Below are 16,235 nucleotides of genomic sequence, written 5' to 3'. Positions count from 1 at the left end.
CACGTGCCGACGACGACGGGAAATCCCCACCCGGCGGGCCGGCCCGGGGCCGCACCGTCGAGCACTGTCGGCGGACCGGCCGCCACGCCGGTCTACGATCGGCGCATGCCGGAAACAGGGGGCGCGGCCGGGGGCGTGCGCGAGGTGAAGTCCGCCGCGCGGACGGTGGAGCTGCTGGAACTGCTCGCCGCGCGCGGTGACCGCCCCGCCCGTCTTCAGGAGCTGGCGGACGCGCTGGAGGTGCCGCGCAGCTCGATGTACGCGCTGCTGCAGACCCTGGTCTCGCGCGGCTGGGTCCGCACCGACGTCACCGGCTCGCTGTACGGCATCGGCATCCACGCCCTGCTCACCGGCACCAGCTACCTCGACTCCGATCCACGGGTGCGGGTGGTGCGGCCCTACCTCGACGAGGCCTCCGAGGCGCTGGGCGAGACGATCCACATGGGGCGGCTCGACGGGTACGACGTGGCGTACCTGGCGACCCGCGAGTCGCACGAGTACCTGCGGACCATCAGCCGCGTCGGACGGCGGCTGCCGGCGCACATGGGTGCGCTGGGCAAGGCACTGCTGGCGGAGCGGCCGGACGAGGAACTGCCCGAGGGCCCGTACGAGGCGGCCACGCCCCGCACCCACACCTCCCGCGCGTCGTTGGCCGCCGATCTGGCCGGGGTGCGCGAGCGCGGCCACTCGGTGGACCGGGAGGAGGGCGTGCCCGGGATCGTCGGTTTCGGCTTCGCCCTGCGGTACGACTCCCCCGCGCAGGACGCCCTCAGCTGCTCGGTGCCGGTGGCCCGGCTGACACCGGAGCGCGAGGAGCGGATCGTCGCCGTGATGCGGGAGATCCGGGCGAAGGTGGAGGCCGTCGTTCCCGCAGGTGGCGGGGCCGTTCACTGGCGATAGCGACCACTGCTACCCGCCCTTCGCGGACCACAAACGCAAGAGTGATCCAGATCACACCGGCCGCCCTCCCCCGGCCGTCCCCCGGCTTGATACAAATTGCCCGCGCGCTCCTGTCAGTCGACGGTCGTCGCCCCTTTCCCGCATTCCTCGCACCGTCCCTTTCGCATGCCCTGGGAACGCCCGTGTTCGCCCCTCGCACCACCCCCTGGCCCCTCGTCGCCCTCTTCACGGCCGGGTACCTCGCCCCGTACCTCCTCCCGACCACCGTCGGGCGGCTCGAACGCGGCCTCGGCCTGACCGCGACCCAGGCGGGAGCCGTCGGCAGCGCGCTGCTGCTGAGCTCGGCCACCGCCGGTTTCCTGCTCGCCTCCCGCGTGGAGCGGGCCGGGGCGCGGACCCTGGCCCGGCTGGGTCTCGTACTGGCCGTCGTCGGCTACGGCGGGGCCGCCCTCACCACCGCCGTGCCGGCCGTCGTCGCCGGTGCCGTGGTCGGCGGCTTCGGCTCGGGCACGGCGACGACCGTCGCCGCCACCCGGATCGCCGCGGAACGCGATCCGCACCGCGCCTCCACCCTCGGACTGCTCAGTGTCTCCGCGCTCGCCGGGCTGCTGTACCTGACGGTGCCTCATCTGCCCGGCCACGGGCTCACCCTGGCCGCCATCGCCCTCACCGCGCTGGCCGTGTGGCCGCTGACCTCCCGGCTGCCCGCCGGCACGCCCGCTCCGCGCCACGCCGAAGCCGGTACGGCCGCCCGCCTGCCGCACCGGCGCTCGGGACTGGTGCTGGCCGGCGCCATGCTGCTGTGGTCGCTCGCGCAGAACGCGCTGTGGGGCGTGAGCGGCCGCATCGGGGTCGGCCAGGCGCACCTGTCCGAGCCGGCCGTGGGGGTCGTCTTCGCGGTGGCGCTGGGCGCCGGGCTGCTGGGCGTCGTGTGCGCGGGCGCGCTGGGTTCGCGGATGGGGCGGGCCCTGCCCATCGGCGGCGGCACCGTGCTCATCGCCGGCTGCATCGCGCTCACCGCCTCCGCGGACGGCCTGGTCGGCTTCGCCGGCGGCGAGATCGCCTGGAACACGATGTACCCGGTGGTCCTGTCGTACCTGATCGGGCTGGCCGCCTCGCTGGATCCGCGGGGGCGCTGGGCCGTGCTGGTGGGCTCGGCGTCGTCGCTGGGCACGGCGGCGGGACCGCTGACCGGCAGTGTGCTGTCCGCGCAGGCCGGGTTCCCGGTGATGGGCGCGGTGCTCGGCGCCGGCCTGCTGCTGGTCGCCGTCCCGATGACCGCCGTCGCCCTGCACACCGGCGGACGGCCGCTGCTGCCGGGCGCGGTCCGCCGCCGCGGCGGCCACCCGGCGGCCCTGGTCGCCGCGGCCACGGGGACGCCGACGGGCACGGTGCCCGAGATCGGCGCCCCGGAGCAGGCGGTGGTACGGATCCCCGTGGAGGGCACCCCGGCCCCGGCCCGGGGCGCCTACGACACGGCGGCCGCCGCCCGGGCGCCCGGGCAGCGCTGAGGGCTACCCGAAGTCGTACGCCGCCACCTCGGCCAGGCAGCGGGACCTGCGCTCCTCGTCGTCCTCCAGGAAGGCGGCGAGGAAGGAGTTGCGGGCCAGCTCGCGCAGGCGCTCCGGGCCGAGGCCCAGCGTCTCGCGCACCGCGTCGAAGTTGTCCCCGGCGTAGCCGCCGAAGTAGGCCGGGTCGTCGGAGTTGACCGTGCACATCAGGCCCGCGTCGAGCATCGCGGGCAGCGGATGGGCGGCGAGGGTGTCCACCGTGCGCAGCCGGACGTTCGACAGCGGGCACAGGGTCAGCGGGACGCGGTCGCGCACCAGCCGCTCCACCAGCGCCGGGTCCTCCACGCAGCGCAGCCCGTGGTCGACGCGCTCGACGCCGAGGACGTCCAGCGCCTCGGTGATGTACTCCGGCGGCCCCTCCTCGCCGGCGTGCGCCACGCGCCGCAGGCCCAGCGCGGCGGCGGCCTCGTACACCTCGCGGAACTTCACCGGCGGATGCCCGGCCTCGGCCGAGTCCAGGCCGACACCGGTGATGCGGTCCAGGTACGGCCTCGCGGCGTCCAGGGTCGCCAGGGCCGACCCGGCGGACTCGTCCCGCAGGAAGCACATGATCAGCCGGGTGGAGACGCCGTGCGTCCCCTCGCTCCTGCCCAGCGCCCGCCACAGCCCCTCGACCACCGTGCCCATGCCGACGCCGCGCGCCAGGTGCGCCTGCGGGTCGAAGAAGATCTCCGCGTGCCGTACGCCCTGGGCCGCGGCACGGGCGAGATAGGCGTCGGCGAGGTCCTCGAAGTCCCGCTCGGTGCGCAGCACCGCCATGAGCTCGTAGTACAGGTTCAGGAAGGACTGCAGGTCCTGGAAGCGGTACGCCTCCCGGAGCGCGCCGGTGTCGGCGTACGGCAGCTCGACGCCGTTGCGCGCGGCGAGCGCGAAGGCCAGCTCGGGTTCGAGGGTGCCTTCGATATGAAGGTGGAGTTCGGCTTTGGGTACGGGCATCGAAATATCGTACGGCCGTTTCACCGACGCTTCGGAAGTCCCACCCGCTGCAGATCGTGCGCCACGCTCAGCTCGCCCTCGTACCCGGCCGCCCGCGCCTGCCGCTCGAACTCCGCCGGGTCGGTGTAGCGCTGGCTGAAGTGGGTGAGGACGAGATGCCGTACGCCCGCGTCGCGCGCCACCCGCGCCGCTTGACCGGCGGTCAGATGACCGAACTCGGCCGCGAGCCGCTCGTCCTCGTCGAGGAACGTCGACTCGATGACGAGCAGGTCGCAGTCCTCGGCGAGCGCGTACACCCCGTCGCACAGCCGGGTGTCCATGACGAACGCGAACCGCTGCCCGCGCCGCACCTCGCTGACCTCCTCCAGCGGGACCCCGCCGAGCGTGCCCTCGCGCTGGATGCGGCCGACGTCCGGGCCCTCGATGCCGTGCGCGGCGAGCCGGTCGGGCAGCATGCGCCGGCCGTCGGGCTCGACCAGCCGGTAGCCGTAGGCCTCGACGGGGTGGGACAGCTTCCGGGCCTCCAGCGTGTAGCCGGGGGTGCGGGCGAGCGGACCGTCCGCGTCGACCGGGGCCTCGGTGAGGGCGACGGTCTCCCGGTAGGCGGTGGCGTACCGCAGCCGGTCGAAGAAGCGCTGCCCGGAGCGCGGGAAGTGCGCGGTGATCCCGTGCGGCACCTTGTCGAGGTTGATGCGCTGGATCACCCCGGCGAGCCCGAGCGAGTGGTCGCCGTGGAAGTGGGTGACGCAGATCCGGTTCAGGTCGTGGGCGGCGACCCCGGCGCGCAGCATCTGGCGCTGCGTGCCCTCGCCGGGGTCGAACAGGATGCCCTCGCCGTCCCAGCGCAGCAGATAGCCGTTGTGGTTGCGGTGCCGGGTGGGTACCTGGCTGGCGGTGCCGAGCACCACCAGTTCGCGTACGGACAAGGCGGGTTACCCGGGGGGCCACTCGAGGCCGCGACCGCCCAGGACGTGGGCGTGCGCGTGCCAGACGGTCTGGCCGGCGCCGCTGCCGGTGTTGAAGATGATCCGGTAGCTCTCCAGCTTCTCCTCGTCCGCGACGGCCCGCGTCTCGCGCAGCACGTCCGCGGCGATCCCGGGCTCGGCGGCGGCGAGGGCCGCGGCGTCCTCGTGGTGCGCCTTCGGGATCACCAGGACGTGGGTGGGCGCCTGGGGATTTATGTCACGGAACGCGATGGTCGTCTCGGTCTCTCGCACGACCGTCGCCGGAATGGTCCCCGCGACGATCTTGCAGAACAGACAGTCGTCCTGCGGCTCCCCTGCCATGCGTGGCCTCCTCCCGCGGATGATCTCTTACCGGGGCATCGTATCCGCGCCCGCACACCCGCGGGCAGTCCCCCCGGACGGTGGCGTTCTTCCCGCGCTCGAGGTCCGCGCCCGCGCACCCGCGGGCAGTCCCGCCTCGGGGGCGACGGGGGTGCCCCGCTCGCCCGAAGTGCCCCGGGAGGCACCCCGGGAGCGCCGGGCCGCGCGACCGCCCCCGCTCACGGCAGCGCCGGCGGCACCTTCGCCGGCGCGGTCTCCAGCGCGGCCAACGCCAGCCGCACCGCCTCGTCCAGTTGCACGTCCCTCCCGGCCGCGTGGTCCTGGGGCCGCTGCACGACCTCCACGTCGGGATCGACCCCGTGGTTCTCCACGTCCCAGCCGTGACCCTCCAGCCAGAAGGCGTACTTGGGCTGGGTGACGAGGGTGCCGTCGACCAGCCGGTACCGGCTGTCGATCCCGATCACGCCACCCCACGTGCGGGTCCCGACCACCGGCCCGATCCCCAGCGCCCGGATCGCCGCGTTGACGATGTCCCCGTCCGACCCGGAGAACTCGTCGGCGACGGCGACGACGGGTCCCCGGGGCGCGTCCCGCGGATAACTCTCCGCCCGCATCCCCCGCGGCAGGTCCCACCCGACGATCCGCCGGGCCAGCTTCTCCACGACCAGCTGCGAGGTGTGCCCGCCCCGGTTCTCCCGCACGTCCACGACCAGCCCCTCGCGCAGCACCTCCACCCGCAGATCGCGGTGGATCTGCGCCCACCCGGGCGCCTGCATGTCGGGAACGTGGATGTATCCGAGCCGTCCACCGGACTTCTCCAGTACGTACGCCCGCCGGCCGGTGACCCAGGCGTGGTAGCGCAGCGGCTCCTCGTCGGCGAGCGGCACCACGACCGCGTGCCGGGGATCCCCGCCCCCGGCCGGCGACACGGTCAGCTCGACCGCCCTGCCCGCCGTCCCGACCAGCAGCGGTGCCGGCCCGGTCACCGGGTCGACGGGCTGCCCGGCGACCGCGACGATCGCGTCGCCGGGGCGCACGGCCACGCCGGGCGCGGCGAGCGGGGAGCGGGCGTCGGGGTCGGAGGTCTCCGAGGGCAGGACGCGGTCGACGCGCCAGCTGCCGTCCTCGTGCCGGGAGATGTCCGCGCCGAGCAGTCCCTGCCGGGCGCCGCGGCCGTATCCGCCGGGCGGGGTGACGTAGGCGTGCGAGGTGCCGAGTTCGCCCTGCACCTCCCACAGCAGGTCGACGAGGTCGTCGTGGGTGGCGAGGCGGTCGAGGACGGGACGGTAGCGGTCGAGGACGCCGTCCCAGTCGACGCCGTTCATGTCGGGACGCCAGAAGTTGTCCCGCATGATGCGGCCGTTCTCGTCGAACATCTGCCGCCACTCGGCGGCCGGGTCGATGAACTGGCGCACCCGGCCGAGGTCGACGGTGATGTTGCTGTCGCTGTCCTCGTCGCCGGAGGCGCGCCGGTCGCTGGGGACGACCTTCAGCCGGCCGTCGGTCCACAGCAGCACCCGCTTGCCGTCGCCGCTGACCTCGAAGTGGTCGGCGTCCACGGCCAGGTGCTCGATGCGCTGCTGGGCGAGGTCGTAGCGCTCCAGGTCGGTCTTGGGGTCGGGGTCGTCGGGGGTGGCCCGGGAGGCGCCGAGCACCCCGCGCACCGGGTGCCGCAGCCACAGCACCCCGTCCTTCGCGGCGCGCAGGTTGCCGTAGCGGGCGGCCTCGACGGGGAACGGCACGATCCGGTCGGCGAGGCCGTCGAGGTCGATCCGGGTGGCCGGGGCGCCCTCGCTGTCGGGGGTCTCCTCCCGGTCCGGTGTCTCGAAGGGGCGGCCGTGCCGCTGCGGACCGAACGGGGACGGGGTGGTCGCCGCGAGGGTGATCAGGTACGGACGGACGCCCTCGACGAAGGCCAGGTCGAAGACGTGCTCGTCGTAGACCGGGTCGAAGGAGCGGGCCGACAGGAACGCGAGGTGCCTGCCGTCGAGGGTGAAGGCGGGCGCGTAGTCCTGGAAGCGCAGCGGGGTGGCCTCGGTGACCGACAGGTCGGTGGTGCTCGCGAGGCGGAGCTGGCTGAGCGGGCGCGGCCCCGGGTGGGACCAGGCGAGCCAGGCGGAGTCGGGCGAGAAGACCAGCCCGGAGACGTCGCCGTCCTCGCTGCGGTCGATCTCCCGGACCTCGCCGGTCTCCCGCTCGACGAGCAGGACCCGGCCGTCGTGGGAGGCGACCGCGGCACGGCTGCCGTCGGGGGCCATGGTGAGCTCCACGACCCGGCCGAGCCGGCCGGCGGCGATGCGGCGCGGGGTGGCGCCCGGGGCGAGGCCGGTGGCGGGGGCGAACTCCAGGGCGTCCTCGCCCTCGGCGTCGGTCACCCACACCACCCACTCCTCGCCGTCCACGCGGAAGGCGCACGGCCGCCGGGCCCGTACGCCCGGGGTCGCGCCGAGCGCGCGGGCGGGGCCGGAGCGGTGGGTGACCCAGTGGACGGTGCCGCGGACGCAGACGGCGCTGCCGCGCGCGGTGTGGTCCGGGGAGGCGGAGCCGAACGAGCGGGCGGCGTTGACCGGGAACGGCCGGAGGTCGACGCGCTGCCCGCCGAGCCGGATGTCGAGCGGGCGCGGCTCGGCCCCGTCGAGGTCGTCCAGCAGCCACAGCCGGCCGGCGCTGGAGTAGACGACGCGAGTGCCGTCGGTGGCGGCGTGCCGGGCGTAGAAGCCTCCCCCGCTCCCGGCCTCGCCCGAGCGGGAGGTGCCCCCGAGGGGGGTGTGGCGGCGCAGGTCGGAGCCGTCGGCGAGGGAGGAGTACAGCGCGCCGGTGCCCTCGTGGTCGGAGAGGAAGGCGATCCTTCCCGAAGCCCCCGGCTCCGCCCGGACCGGGGGGACCCCCGTCCCCGCCCACAGCGGGTACTCGATGTTTCCGTCCAGGTCCTCGTGCAGCCGGACGAACTCCCCCTCGCCGTCCCGGTCGATCCACAGCTTGCCCGCCGTGCCGCCCCGGTAGCGCTTCCACCAGGCGGCCTCGCGGCCCATCGGCGCGGACAGCAGCACGGTGTGCGGCCCGTGGGCGACGTCGCCGACGGGGCCGTAGGGCAGCGTGGCGGCGGGACCGCCGTCGAGGGGGACGGCACGGGCCCAGGTGCGGCGCGGGCTGGGCTGGCCGTGGGTGGTGATCGCCAGGACCCGCCCGTCCGCGGTCCAGCCGCGCACCTGCGTCCGGTGGCTCCCCCAGTGGGTCAGGCGCCGGGCGGGGCCGCCGTCGGCGGGCGCGACGTACACCTCGGGGGCGCCGTCGCGCGTGGAGGTCCAGGCGACGGTGGTGCCGTCGGGCGAGATCCGGGGGTGGGTCACGGGCACGTTGTCGGCGCTGACCCGCCAGGCCCGGCCGCCGTCGAGCGGGGCGAGCCACACGTCGTCCTCGGCGGTGAAGGCGACCAACTCGCCGTGCGGGTGCGGGAACCGGAGATAAGCGGCGGATGCGACCGGTGCAGGCTGTGTCACCCGGTCACCCTATGCAGGCGCGGACGGTCCCGGACAGGGGTTTCGGTCACTTGCCCTCGACGGGGCGACAGGAGGGGTACCGCTCGCACCACACGGTCGTCGTGACGGTCACGGTGACGGTGGGGTCCGGCCCGCGGTGGGTGGGTTCGCCCACGCCCGGCGGGCTGGTGGAGTCGCAGTCGCCCAGGCCGTCGACCCGGAACACCTGCTTTCCGTCCACCTTCGCGGTGATGTTCCCGCGCACACAGGCGCCGTTGACGGCGTGGGTGACCTTCCCGGTGACGGTGATCTCCTCGCCGTCCCGGGTCTCGCCCTCGCAGTCGACGGAGGCGACGGTGTCCTCGCCTCCCGCCCGCGGCGAGGACGACGACTCGCCCCCGTCCCCGAGGGACGCGGTGCAGCTGAGCCATCGCACCCCGGCCTTCCGCCGGTCGAGCTCCTCGGTCACGGCCTCGTCGGTGGTGAACGCGATGGCCGCGGAACTCAGGCCGCCGCCCTCGCACGCCACGGCGCCGCCCACGGCGGCCACCACGAACCCGGCGGCGAGCGCCTGCCGCCGCCACCAACGCGCCCCTCGCGGAGCCCTTTTCGTCGCCCCCATGGACGGCAGACTGCCACCGTCACGGGCGGGGCGGTAGAGCGCATACGGCCACGTACGGAGCGCCGGGGCGTTCCTGCGCCCCCCGCCGCCCTTTCCCGGTCCCGGGGGCGCCGCCCCCGGGGGACGGTCAGGACCAGCGGCCCGTGCGGCCGAGCAGCAGGGCCGCGGCGGCCGTTCCGGCGGTGGAGGTGCGCAGCACGCTGCGGCCCAGCCGGTGGGCGCGGGCGCCGGCCTCCTCGAACAGGGCCAACTCCTCCGGGGAGACGCCGCCTTCGGGGCCGACGACCAGCACGATGCGGCCGGAGGCGGGCAGTTCGGCCGTCGCCAGGGGTTCGGTGCCGCTCTCGTGGAGTACGGCGGCGAAGTCGGCTTCGGCGAGAAGCGAGGCGACCTGCCTGGTCGTGGCCGCGTCCGCGACCTCCGGGAAGCGCACCCGGCGGGACTGCTTGCCGGCCTCCCTGGCCGTCGCCCGCCACTTGGCGAGGGACTTCGCCCCGCGCTCGCCCTTCCACTGCGTGATGCAGCGGGCCGCCTGCCACGGCACGATCGCGTCGACGCCGACCTCGGTCATCGTCTCCACGGCCAGCTCGCCCCGGTCTCCCTTGGGCAGCGCCTGCACGACGGTGAGCCGGGGGAACTCCTCGGGCTCCTCGGCGACCCGGCCGAGCCGCACGACCAGCCGGTCCTTGCCCTCGGTGCCGTCCACCTCGCCCTCGGCCCAGCGGCCGGCGCCGTCGGTGAGGACGACGTCCTCACCGGCCCGCAGCCGCTTCACGGAGACGGCGTGCCGTCCCTCGGGGCCGTCGAGCACGTAACGGCCGGCGCCGTCGGTGTCGAAGTGGTCGACGACGAACACCGGCGCGGTCATCGGGTGCCTCCCGCCGACAACGCCGTCCGGGCGGAGGCCAGTTCGGCGGCCAGCACCTCCACCAGCCGCCCGGCGGGCAGCTCACGGGCCATGCGGTGGCCCTGTCCCGCCCACAGCGCCATGCCCTGCGCGTCCCCGGCCCTGGCGGCGGCCCTGCGCAGCGGCGCGGTGAGGTGGTGGACGTCCGGGTAGGCGGCGGGCGCGTACCGCCCGTGCTCGCGCAGGAACCGGTTGACCAGGCCTCGGGCCGGGCGGCCGGAGAAGGCGCGGGTCAGCTCGGTGCGGACGTACAGGGGGTTGGTCAGGGCCTGCTTGTGCAGGGTGTGCGCGCCGGACTCGTGGGCGGCGAGGAAGGCCGTGCCGAGCTGGGCCGCAACGGCCCCGGCGGCGAGGACGGCGGCGATCTGGCCGCCGCGCATGATGCCCCCGGCGGCGACGACCGGTATGCCGACGGCTTCCCGGACCTGGGCGAGGAGGGACAGCAGCCCGACGCCGGAGCCGTCCGTCTCCGGGACGTCCCGGTGGGTGCCCTGGTGGCCGCCGGCCTCGACGCCCTGCGCGATCACCGCGTCCGCGCCGGCCCGCTCCACGGCCCGGGCCTCCTCCACGGTCGTGGCGGTGACCAGCGTGAAGGTGCCGACGCGGCGCAGGGAGTCCAGTACCTCACGGGCCGGGACGCCGAAGTGGAACGACACCACCGGCACCGGGTCGTCCAGCAGTACGGCGAGCTTGGCGTCGTAGCCGTCGTCGCGGCCGCCGTCCGGGTCGCCCGGCGCGGTCTCGTACCAGGAGGCCTCGCCGGCCAGCTGGTGGGCGTAGACGCCGACGGCGGCCGGGTCGGCGGTCTCCGGCTGCGGCAGGAAGAGGTTGACGCCGAAGGGCCGGCCCGTCAGTCCCCGCAGCTGCTTGATCTCCTGGTACATCCCGTCCGCGGTCTTGTACCCGGCGGCCAGGAAACCGAGCCCGCCGGCCTCGGACACGGCGGCGGCGAGCTGCGGCACGGAGACACCGCCCGCCATGGGCGCCTGCACGATCGGGTGCGGGAGGAGATCGGTCGGTACGGAGGACATGACGGCATGTTGCCACGTCCCCCGATCGACTCCGAACCCGCCCTTCCCCTTGGCGCGAGCCGCTTCCCGAAGGGCGCCGGCAGGGGTGTCGACGCCCGTCGAAGGCGTCCCTCGGACGGGAGGACGGCCCCTGCCGCCCCGGCCGGCCGCGCCCGCCCGGGGGACGGCCCCCGGACCCGGCGGCCGCCCGGCGCACGCGGCCCCACCGCACCGTCAACGCCCGTTGAAGGCGTCCTTCAGACGGGAGAACAGCCCCTGCTGTCCCGGCTGGAACTGGCCCGTGGGGCGTTCCTCGCCGCGCAGTTTGGCCAGCTCCCGCAGCAGTCGCTCCTGCTCGGGGTCGAGCTTGCCCGGGGTCTGGACCTCGACGTGGACGATGAGGTCGCCCCGGCCGCCGCCGCGCAGGTGGGTGACGCCCCGGCCGTGCATCGGGATCGACTGGCCGGACTGGGTGCCGGGCCGGATGTCGACCTCCTCCATGCCGTCCAGTGTCTCCAGCGGCACCTTGGTGCCGAGGGCCGCCGCCGTCATCGGGAGGGTGACGGTGCAGTGCAGGTCGTCGCCGCGCCGCTGGAACTGCGCGTGCGGCAGCTCGTGGATCTCGACGTACAGGTCACCGGCGGGACCGCCGCCGGGTCCGACCTCGCCCTCGCCGGCGAGCTGGATCCGGGTGCCGTTGTCGACACCGGCCGGGATCTTGACGGTGAGCGTGCGCCGGGAGCGGACCCGGCCGTCGCCGGCGCACTCCGGGCACGGAGTGGGGACGACGGTGCCGAAGCCCTGGCACTGCGGGCAGGGGCGCGAGGTCATGACCTGGCCCAGGAAGGACCGGGTGACCTGCGAGACCTCACCGCGGCCGCGGCACATGTCGCAGGTCTGCGCGGTGGTGCCCGGGGCGGCGCCCTCCCCGCTGCACGTGGTGCAGACGATCGCCGTGTCGACCTGGAGGTCCTTGGTCGTGCCGAAGGCGGCCTCGTCCAGCTCGATCTCGATGCGGATCATCGCGTCCTGGCCCCGGCGGGTGCGCGAGCGCGGCCCGCGCTGCGACGCCGTACCGAAGAACGCGTCCATGATGTCGGAGAAGTTGCCGAAGCCGCCCGCGCCGAAACCGCCGGCGCCGGCGCCGCCGGCCTGCGAGAGCGGGTCGCCGCCGAGGTCGTAGACCTGCTTCTTCTGCGGGTCCGACAGCACCTCGTAGGCGGCGTTGATCTCCTTGAACCGCTCCTGGGTCTTCGGATCCGGGTTGACGTCCGGATGCAGCTCGCGGGCGAGCCGCCGGAAGGCCTTCTTGATCTCCTCCTGCGACGCGTCGCGGCGCACGCCGAGTACGGCGTAGTAGTCCGTGGCCACTACGACTCCGCCAGGATCTGTCCGACGTACCGTGCCACTGCGCGTACCGCTCCCATCGTTCCCGGGTAGTCCATGCGGGTCGGTCCGACCACGCCGAGCTTGGCAACCGCCTCGCCGCCCGAACCGTAGCCCACCGACACGACGGACGTGGAGTTGAGTCCCTCATGGGCGTTCTCATGACCGATACGCACGGTCACGCCCGGATCCTTCGCCTCGCCGAGCAGCTTGAGGAGCACGACCTGCTCCTCCAGCGCCTCCAGCACGGGCCGGATCATGAGGGGGAAGTCATGGCCGAAGCGGGTGAGATTGGCGGTGCCGCCGATCATCAGCCGCTCCTCGTTCTCCTCGACGAGCGTCTCCAGGAGAGTGGAGAGCACCGTCGAGACCGTACCGCGGTCCTCGGCCTCGAAGGCGTCGGAGAGGTCCTCCACCAGGCCCGGCACGTCGGCGAACCGGCGGCCCGCGACCCGGCTGTTCAGCCGCGCGCGCAGATCCGCCAGGGACGACTCGCCGAACGGCGCCGGGCAGTCGACCATGCGCTGCTCGACCCGGCCGGTGTCGGTGATCAGCACCAGCATCAGACGCGCGGGGGCGAGGGACAGCAGTTCCACGTGCCGCACCGTCGAGCGGGTCAGCGACGGGTACTGCACGACGGCGACCTGCCGGGTCAGCTGCGCGAGCAGCCGGACCGTCCTGGCCACCACGTCGTCGAGGTCGACGGCGCCCTCGAGGAAGTTCTGGATGGCCCGCCGCTCGGGCGGGCTCATCGGCTTGACCCCGGCGAGCTTGTCGACGAACAGCCGGTAGCCCTTGTCGGTGGGGATGCGCCCGGCACTGGTGTGCGGCTGGGCGATGAAGCCCTCGTCCTCCAGGGCCGCCATGTCGTTGCGCACGGTGGCCGGGGAGACGCCGAGGTTGTGCCGCTCGGTGAGCGCCTTGGAGCCGACCGGCTCCTCGGTGCCGACGTAGTCCTGGACGATGGCGCGCAGCACCTGGAGCCTGCGTTCACTGAGCATCGCGCACACCTCCAGAAGCCTTCCGCCCGACGCGTTCCCTGACACTCCCTGGCACTCTTCGCACGCGAGTGCCAGACTTCCCCGGCCAGTGTACGGCCGGGGGGTACGCCCCCGGCAAGGCCGGTCCGTCCCCCGCGCCCCGGGACGCCGTCCCCGCTAGCGTCGCGGTATGACCGTGACGTGGGAAGAGCCGGGATGGCAGCGGGTGTCCGACGGGGTGGGACGGTGCCGGCTGCCGGTGTGGGACTGCACGGCGGGGCTGGTCGTGGGCCCGGACGCCGTGCTGCTCGTCGACGCGGGCTCCCACCTGGGCGAGGGCGCGCGGTTGCGGGCCGAGGCGCAGGCGCTCACCGGCCGCCGTGTGACGCATCTCGCGCTCACCCACCCGCACTTCGACCACGTGCTCGGGGCGGCGGCGTTCGCGGGCGCGGAGGTGTTCGGCGCTGTGGGCATGGACACGGCACTGACCGGCCGCGGGCGGGAGGAGCTGCGCGCCGACGCGGTGCGGGGCGGGCTGGACGCGCGCCTGGCGGAGGAGGCGGTGGACGCCCTGGTCCGGCCGCGGCACCCGGTCAGCGGCGAGTGGACGCTCGACCTGGGCGGCGGCCGGCAGGCGCTGCTGGCGAACGTGGGCCCCGGGCACACGGCGCACGACCTCGCGGTGCTGGTCCCCGGCGACCCGGAGGTGGTCTTCTGCGGCGACCTGGTGGAGGAGTCGGGAGAACCGCAGGCCGGACCCGACGCCGTGCCCTCGCGCTGGCCGGCCGCCCTGGACCGGCTGCTGGAACTGGGCGGCGAGGACGCGCGGTACGTCCCCGGTCACGGGGCGGTGGTGGACGCGGCGTTCGTCCGGGCCCAGCGCGACGCCCTGGCGGCCCGTTTCGGCGTGTCGCGCTGATCAGCGCGGGTGGGCTCCTCGTATCGTCAGCAGAATGCGCCCGTACTCCGCCGATCTGACCCCTCCGTGGAAGAAGCCGCAGCCGGTGCCCGAGGTCGCGGCCGAGCCCGGTCTCGTGGTGGAGGAGCCCGGCACGGGTTTCTGCGGCGCGGTGATCCGCTGCGAGGCCGGCACGGTGACCCTGGAGGACCGCTTCGGCAAGCACCGGGTCTTCCCACTGGAACCGCGCGGCTTCCTGCTGGAGGGCCGCGTGGTGACCCTGGTGAGGCCCGCCGCCGGTCCGGTACGCCCGTCCCGCACGGCATCCGGTTCGGTGGCCGTCCCCGGCGCCCGCGCGCGGGTCGCCCGCGCGGGTCGCGTCTACGTCGAGGGCCGGCACGACGCGGAGCTGGTCGAGAAGGTGTGGGGCGACGACCTGCGCATCGAGGGCGTGGTCGTGGAGTACCTGGAGGGCGTCGACGACCTGCCGTCGGTCGTGGCCGGTTTCGCCCCCGGTCCGGGCGCGCGCCTGGGTGTCCTGGTGGACCATCTGGTCCCGGGCTCCAAGGAGTGGCGCATCGCGGAGTCGGTGACGAGCGAGCACGCCCTGGTGGTGGGCCACCCGTACATCGACATCTGGGAGGCGGTGAAGCCGGCGGCCGTGGGGATCGCCGGGTGGCCGCGGGTGCCGCGGGGGCAGGACTGGAAGACGGGGGTGTGCCGGGCGCTGGGGTGGCCGGAGAACACCGGCGCGGCGTGGCAGCACATCCTCTCCCGGGTCCACTCCTACAAGGACCTGGAGCCGGAGCTCCTGGGCCGCGTGGAGGAACTGATCGATTTCGTCACGGCCCCGTCCTGACGGGTCCGGCCCCGCGGCCGGGAGGGGCCGCTCCGGCCCGTCGGCGTCGGAGGACGAGGCCGTCCGGGCCGAAGGGTCCCGTAGGCGCAGCGCCCGAGGGCGGGAAGGGAAGGAGCGGCGGGGCGGAGGACCCCGGTCAGTCGACCAGGTCCCGCACCACCGCGTCCGCCAGCAGCCGCCCCCGCAGGGTGAGAGCCGCACGGCCCGACGCGTACGGCCCCCGCCGCAGCAGCCCGTCCGCCAGGGCCCGGCGCGCCGCCGCGAGACCCGCCGTACGGAGGAGCCCCAGCTCGACGCCCTCCTCCAGCCGCAGTTCCAGCAGGATCCGCTCCACCCGCCGGTCCTCGTCCGACAGGACCTCCCGGCCCGCTCCCGGCGACCGCCCCGCCGCCAGCGCCGCCGCGTACGCGCCGGGGTGCTTCACGTTCCACCAGCGCACCCCGCCCACGTGCGAGTGCGCGCCCGGCCCCGCGCCCCACCAGTCGGCGCCGCGCCAGTACAGCTCGTTGTGCAGGCAGCGGCCCGCCTCGGAGGTGGCCCAGTTGGACACCTCGTACCACGTGAAGCCCGCCGCCGAAAGACTTTCCTCGGCCATCAGATAGCGGTCCGCGTGGACGTCGTCGTCCGTCATCGGGACCTCGCCGCGACGGATGCGGCGGGCCAGCTGCGTGCCCTCCTCGACGATCAGCGCGTACGCGGAGACGTGGTCCGGTCCGGCGCCGAGCGCCGCCTCCAGGGACGCCCGCCAGTCGTCGTCGGACTCGCCCGGCGTGCCGTAGATCAGGTCCAGGTTGACGTGCTCGAAGCCCGCCGCGCGGGCCTCGGCGACGCACGCCTCCGGCCGCCCGGGGGTGTGGGTGCGGTCGAGCACCCTCAGGACGTGCTGCCTGGCGCTCTGCATGCCGAAGGAGATCCGGTTGAAGCCACCGGCCCGCAGGGTCGCCAGGTAGGCCGGGTCGACCGACTCCGGGTTCGCCTCCGTGGTGATCTCGGCGTCCGCCGCCAGCCCGAACTCCTCGCGGACCGCGCCCAGCATCCGCACCAGGTCGCCGGCGGCCAGCAGCGTCGGCGTGCCGCCGCCGACGAACACCGTGCGGACCGGCCGCGGGTCGTCGCCCAGCACCTTGCGGGCCAGGCGGATCTCGTCGATCAGGGTCTCGGCGTAGTTGTCGCGGGAGGCCAGCACTCCGCCGGTGCCGCGCAGTTCGGTCGCGGTGTAGGTGTTGAAGTCGCAGTAGCCGCAGCGGGTCGCGCAGTACGGAACGTGCAGGTAGAAGCCGAGGGGGCGGTCGGCGGCCCCGGCGAGCGCGGACGCGGGCAGCGCGCCGTCGGCGGGGACGGGCTCGCCGTCGGGGAGTGCGGAAGGCATGTGCTCCATTGTCCCGCACCCTCCGCGTTGCT

14 protein-coding genes are annotated in these 16,235 nt (G+C 74.8%); 4 read left to right on the top strand and 10 right to left on the bottom strand.

Annotated elements, in window-relative coordinates:
- Positions 1 to 105: 105 nt before the first annotated feature.
- Positions 106 to 900, top strand: coding sequence for an IclR family transcriptional regulator (locus ACF07S_RS05695; RefSeq protein WP_391962095.1), 795 nt, complete (start codon positions 106 to 108; stop codon positions 898 to 900).
- A gap of 182 nt (positions 901 to 1,082) precedes the next feature.
- Positions 1,083 to 2,411 (top strand): MFS transporter, encoded by a 1,329-nt coding sequence (locus ACF07S_RS05690; protein ID WP_391973506.1) that lies wholly within the window; start codon positions 1,083 to 1,085, stop codon positions 2,409 to 2,411.
- Positions 2,412 to 2,414: 3 nt separating this feature from the next.
- Here the strand turns inward: ACF07S_RS05690 and ACF07S_RS05685 are convergent, their stop codons facing one another.
- From ACF07S_RS05685 to hrcA, 9 genes are all read right to left on the bottom strand, one after another.
- A complete protein-coding gene (locus ACF07S_RS05685; RefSeq protein ID WP_391962097.1) occupies positions 2,415 to 3,407 on the bottom strand; it encodes an adenosine deaminase in 993 nt (330 codons plus the stop codon).
- A gap of 20 nt (positions 3,408 to 3,427) precedes the next feature.
- Positions 3,428 to 4,333 carry a ribonuclease Z gene (locus ACF07S_RS05680; RefSeq protein ID WP_391962098.1) on the bottom strand — a complete coding sequence of 302 codons (906 nt, stop codon included), beginning with the start codon at positions 4,331 to 4,333 and terminating at the stop codon, positions 3,428 to 3,430.
- A 6-nt stretch (positions 4,334 to 4,339) separates the two neighbouring features.
- Entirely contained in the window at positions 4,340 to 4,693 is a 354-nt protein-coding gene (locus ACF07S_RS05675; RefSeq protein WP_391962099.1) for a histidine triad nucleotide-binding protein, read from the bottom strand.
- A gap of 218 nt (positions 4,694 to 4,911) precedes the next feature.
- Positions 4,912 to 8,193 (bottom strand): S41 family peptidase, encoded by a 3,282-nt coding sequence (locus ACF07S_RS05670; protein ID WP_391973505.1) that lies wholly within the window; start codon positions 8,191 to 8,193, stop codon positions 4,912 to 4,914.
- A 46-nt stretch (positions 8,194 to 8,239) separates the two neighbouring features.
- Complete coding sequence (locus tag ACF07S_RS05665) at positions 8,240 to 8,794, bottom strand: hypothetical protein (RefSeq protein WP_391962101.1); 555 nt, start codon at positions 8,792 to 8,794, stop codon at positions 8,240 to 8,242.
- Positions 8,795 to 8,921: 127 nt separating this feature from the next.
- Positions 8,922 to 9,662 carry a 16S rRNA (uracil(1498)-N(3))-methyltransferase gene (locus ACF07S_RS05660; protein ID WP_391973504.1) on the bottom strand — a complete coding sequence of 247 codons (741 nt, stop codon included), beginning with the start codon at positions 9,660 to 9,662 and terminating at the stop codon, positions 8,922 to 8,924.
- The gene (locus ACF07S_RS05655) at positions 9,659 to 10,732 is read right to left on the bottom strand and encodes a nitronate monooxygenase (protein WP_391962103.1); all 1,074 of its coding nucleotides are present in this window, start codon (positions 10,730 to 10,732) and stop codon (positions 9,659 to 9,661) included. The genes ACF07S_RS05660 and ACF07S_RS05655 overlap by 4 nt, the downstream gene beginning before the upstream one ends.
- A gap of 213 nt (positions 10,733 to 10,945) precedes the next feature.
- Positions 10,946 to 12,082 carry a molecular chaperone DnaJ gene (gene dnaJ / locus ACF07S_RS05650; RefSeq protein ID WP_391962104.1) on the bottom strand — a complete coding sequence of 379 codons (1,137 nt, stop codon included), beginning with the start codon at positions 12,080 to 12,082 and terminating at the stop codon, positions 10,946 to 10,948.
- Complete coding sequence (gene hrcA / locus ACF07S_RS05645) at positions 12,082 to 13,098, bottom strand: heat-inducible transcriptional repressor HrcA (protein ID WP_356315179.1); 1,017 nt, start codon at positions 13,096 to 13,098, stop codon at positions 12,082 to 12,084. The genes dnaJ and hrcA overlap by 1 nt, the downstream gene beginning before the upstream one ends.
- 169 nt (positions 13,099 to 13,267) lie before the next feature.
- On the opposite strand from hrcA, the gene ACF07S_RS05640 reads away from it, so the two are divergent.
- Both ACF07S_RS05640 and ACF07S_RS05635 read left to right on the top strand, forming a co-directional pair.
- A complete protein-coding gene (locus ACF07S_RS05640) occupies positions 13,268 to 13,996 on the top strand; it encodes an MBL fold metallo-hydrolase (RefSeq protein WP_391962105.1) in 729 nt (242 codons plus the stop codon).
- A 34-nt stretch (positions 13,997 to 14,030) separates the two neighbouring features.
- Complete coding sequence (locus tag ACF07S_RS05635; RefSeq protein WP_391962106.1) at positions 14,031 to 14,834, top strand: DUF3097 domain-containing protein; 804 nt, start codon at positions 14,031 to 14,033, stop codon at positions 14,832 to 14,834.
- 136 nt (positions 14,835 to 14,970) lie between these two features.
- Here ACF07S_RS05635 and hemW read toward each other — a convergent pair whose 3' ends face one another.
- Complete coding sequence (gene hemW, locus ACF07S_RS05630) at positions 14,971 to 16,203, bottom strand: radical SAM family heme chaperone HemW (protein ID WP_391962107.1); 1,233 nt, start codon at positions 16,201 to 16,203, stop codon at positions 14,971 to 14,973.
- Positions 16,204 to 16,235 lie beyond the last annotated feature (32 nt).

This window comes from Streptomyces sp. NPDC016640, assembly GCF_043076215.1.
Taxonomy (GTDB): Bacteria; Actinomycetota; Actinomycetes; order Streptomycetales; family Streptomycetaceae; genus Streptomyces.
This window is presented reverse-complemented; position numbering and strand designations above follow the sequence as displayed.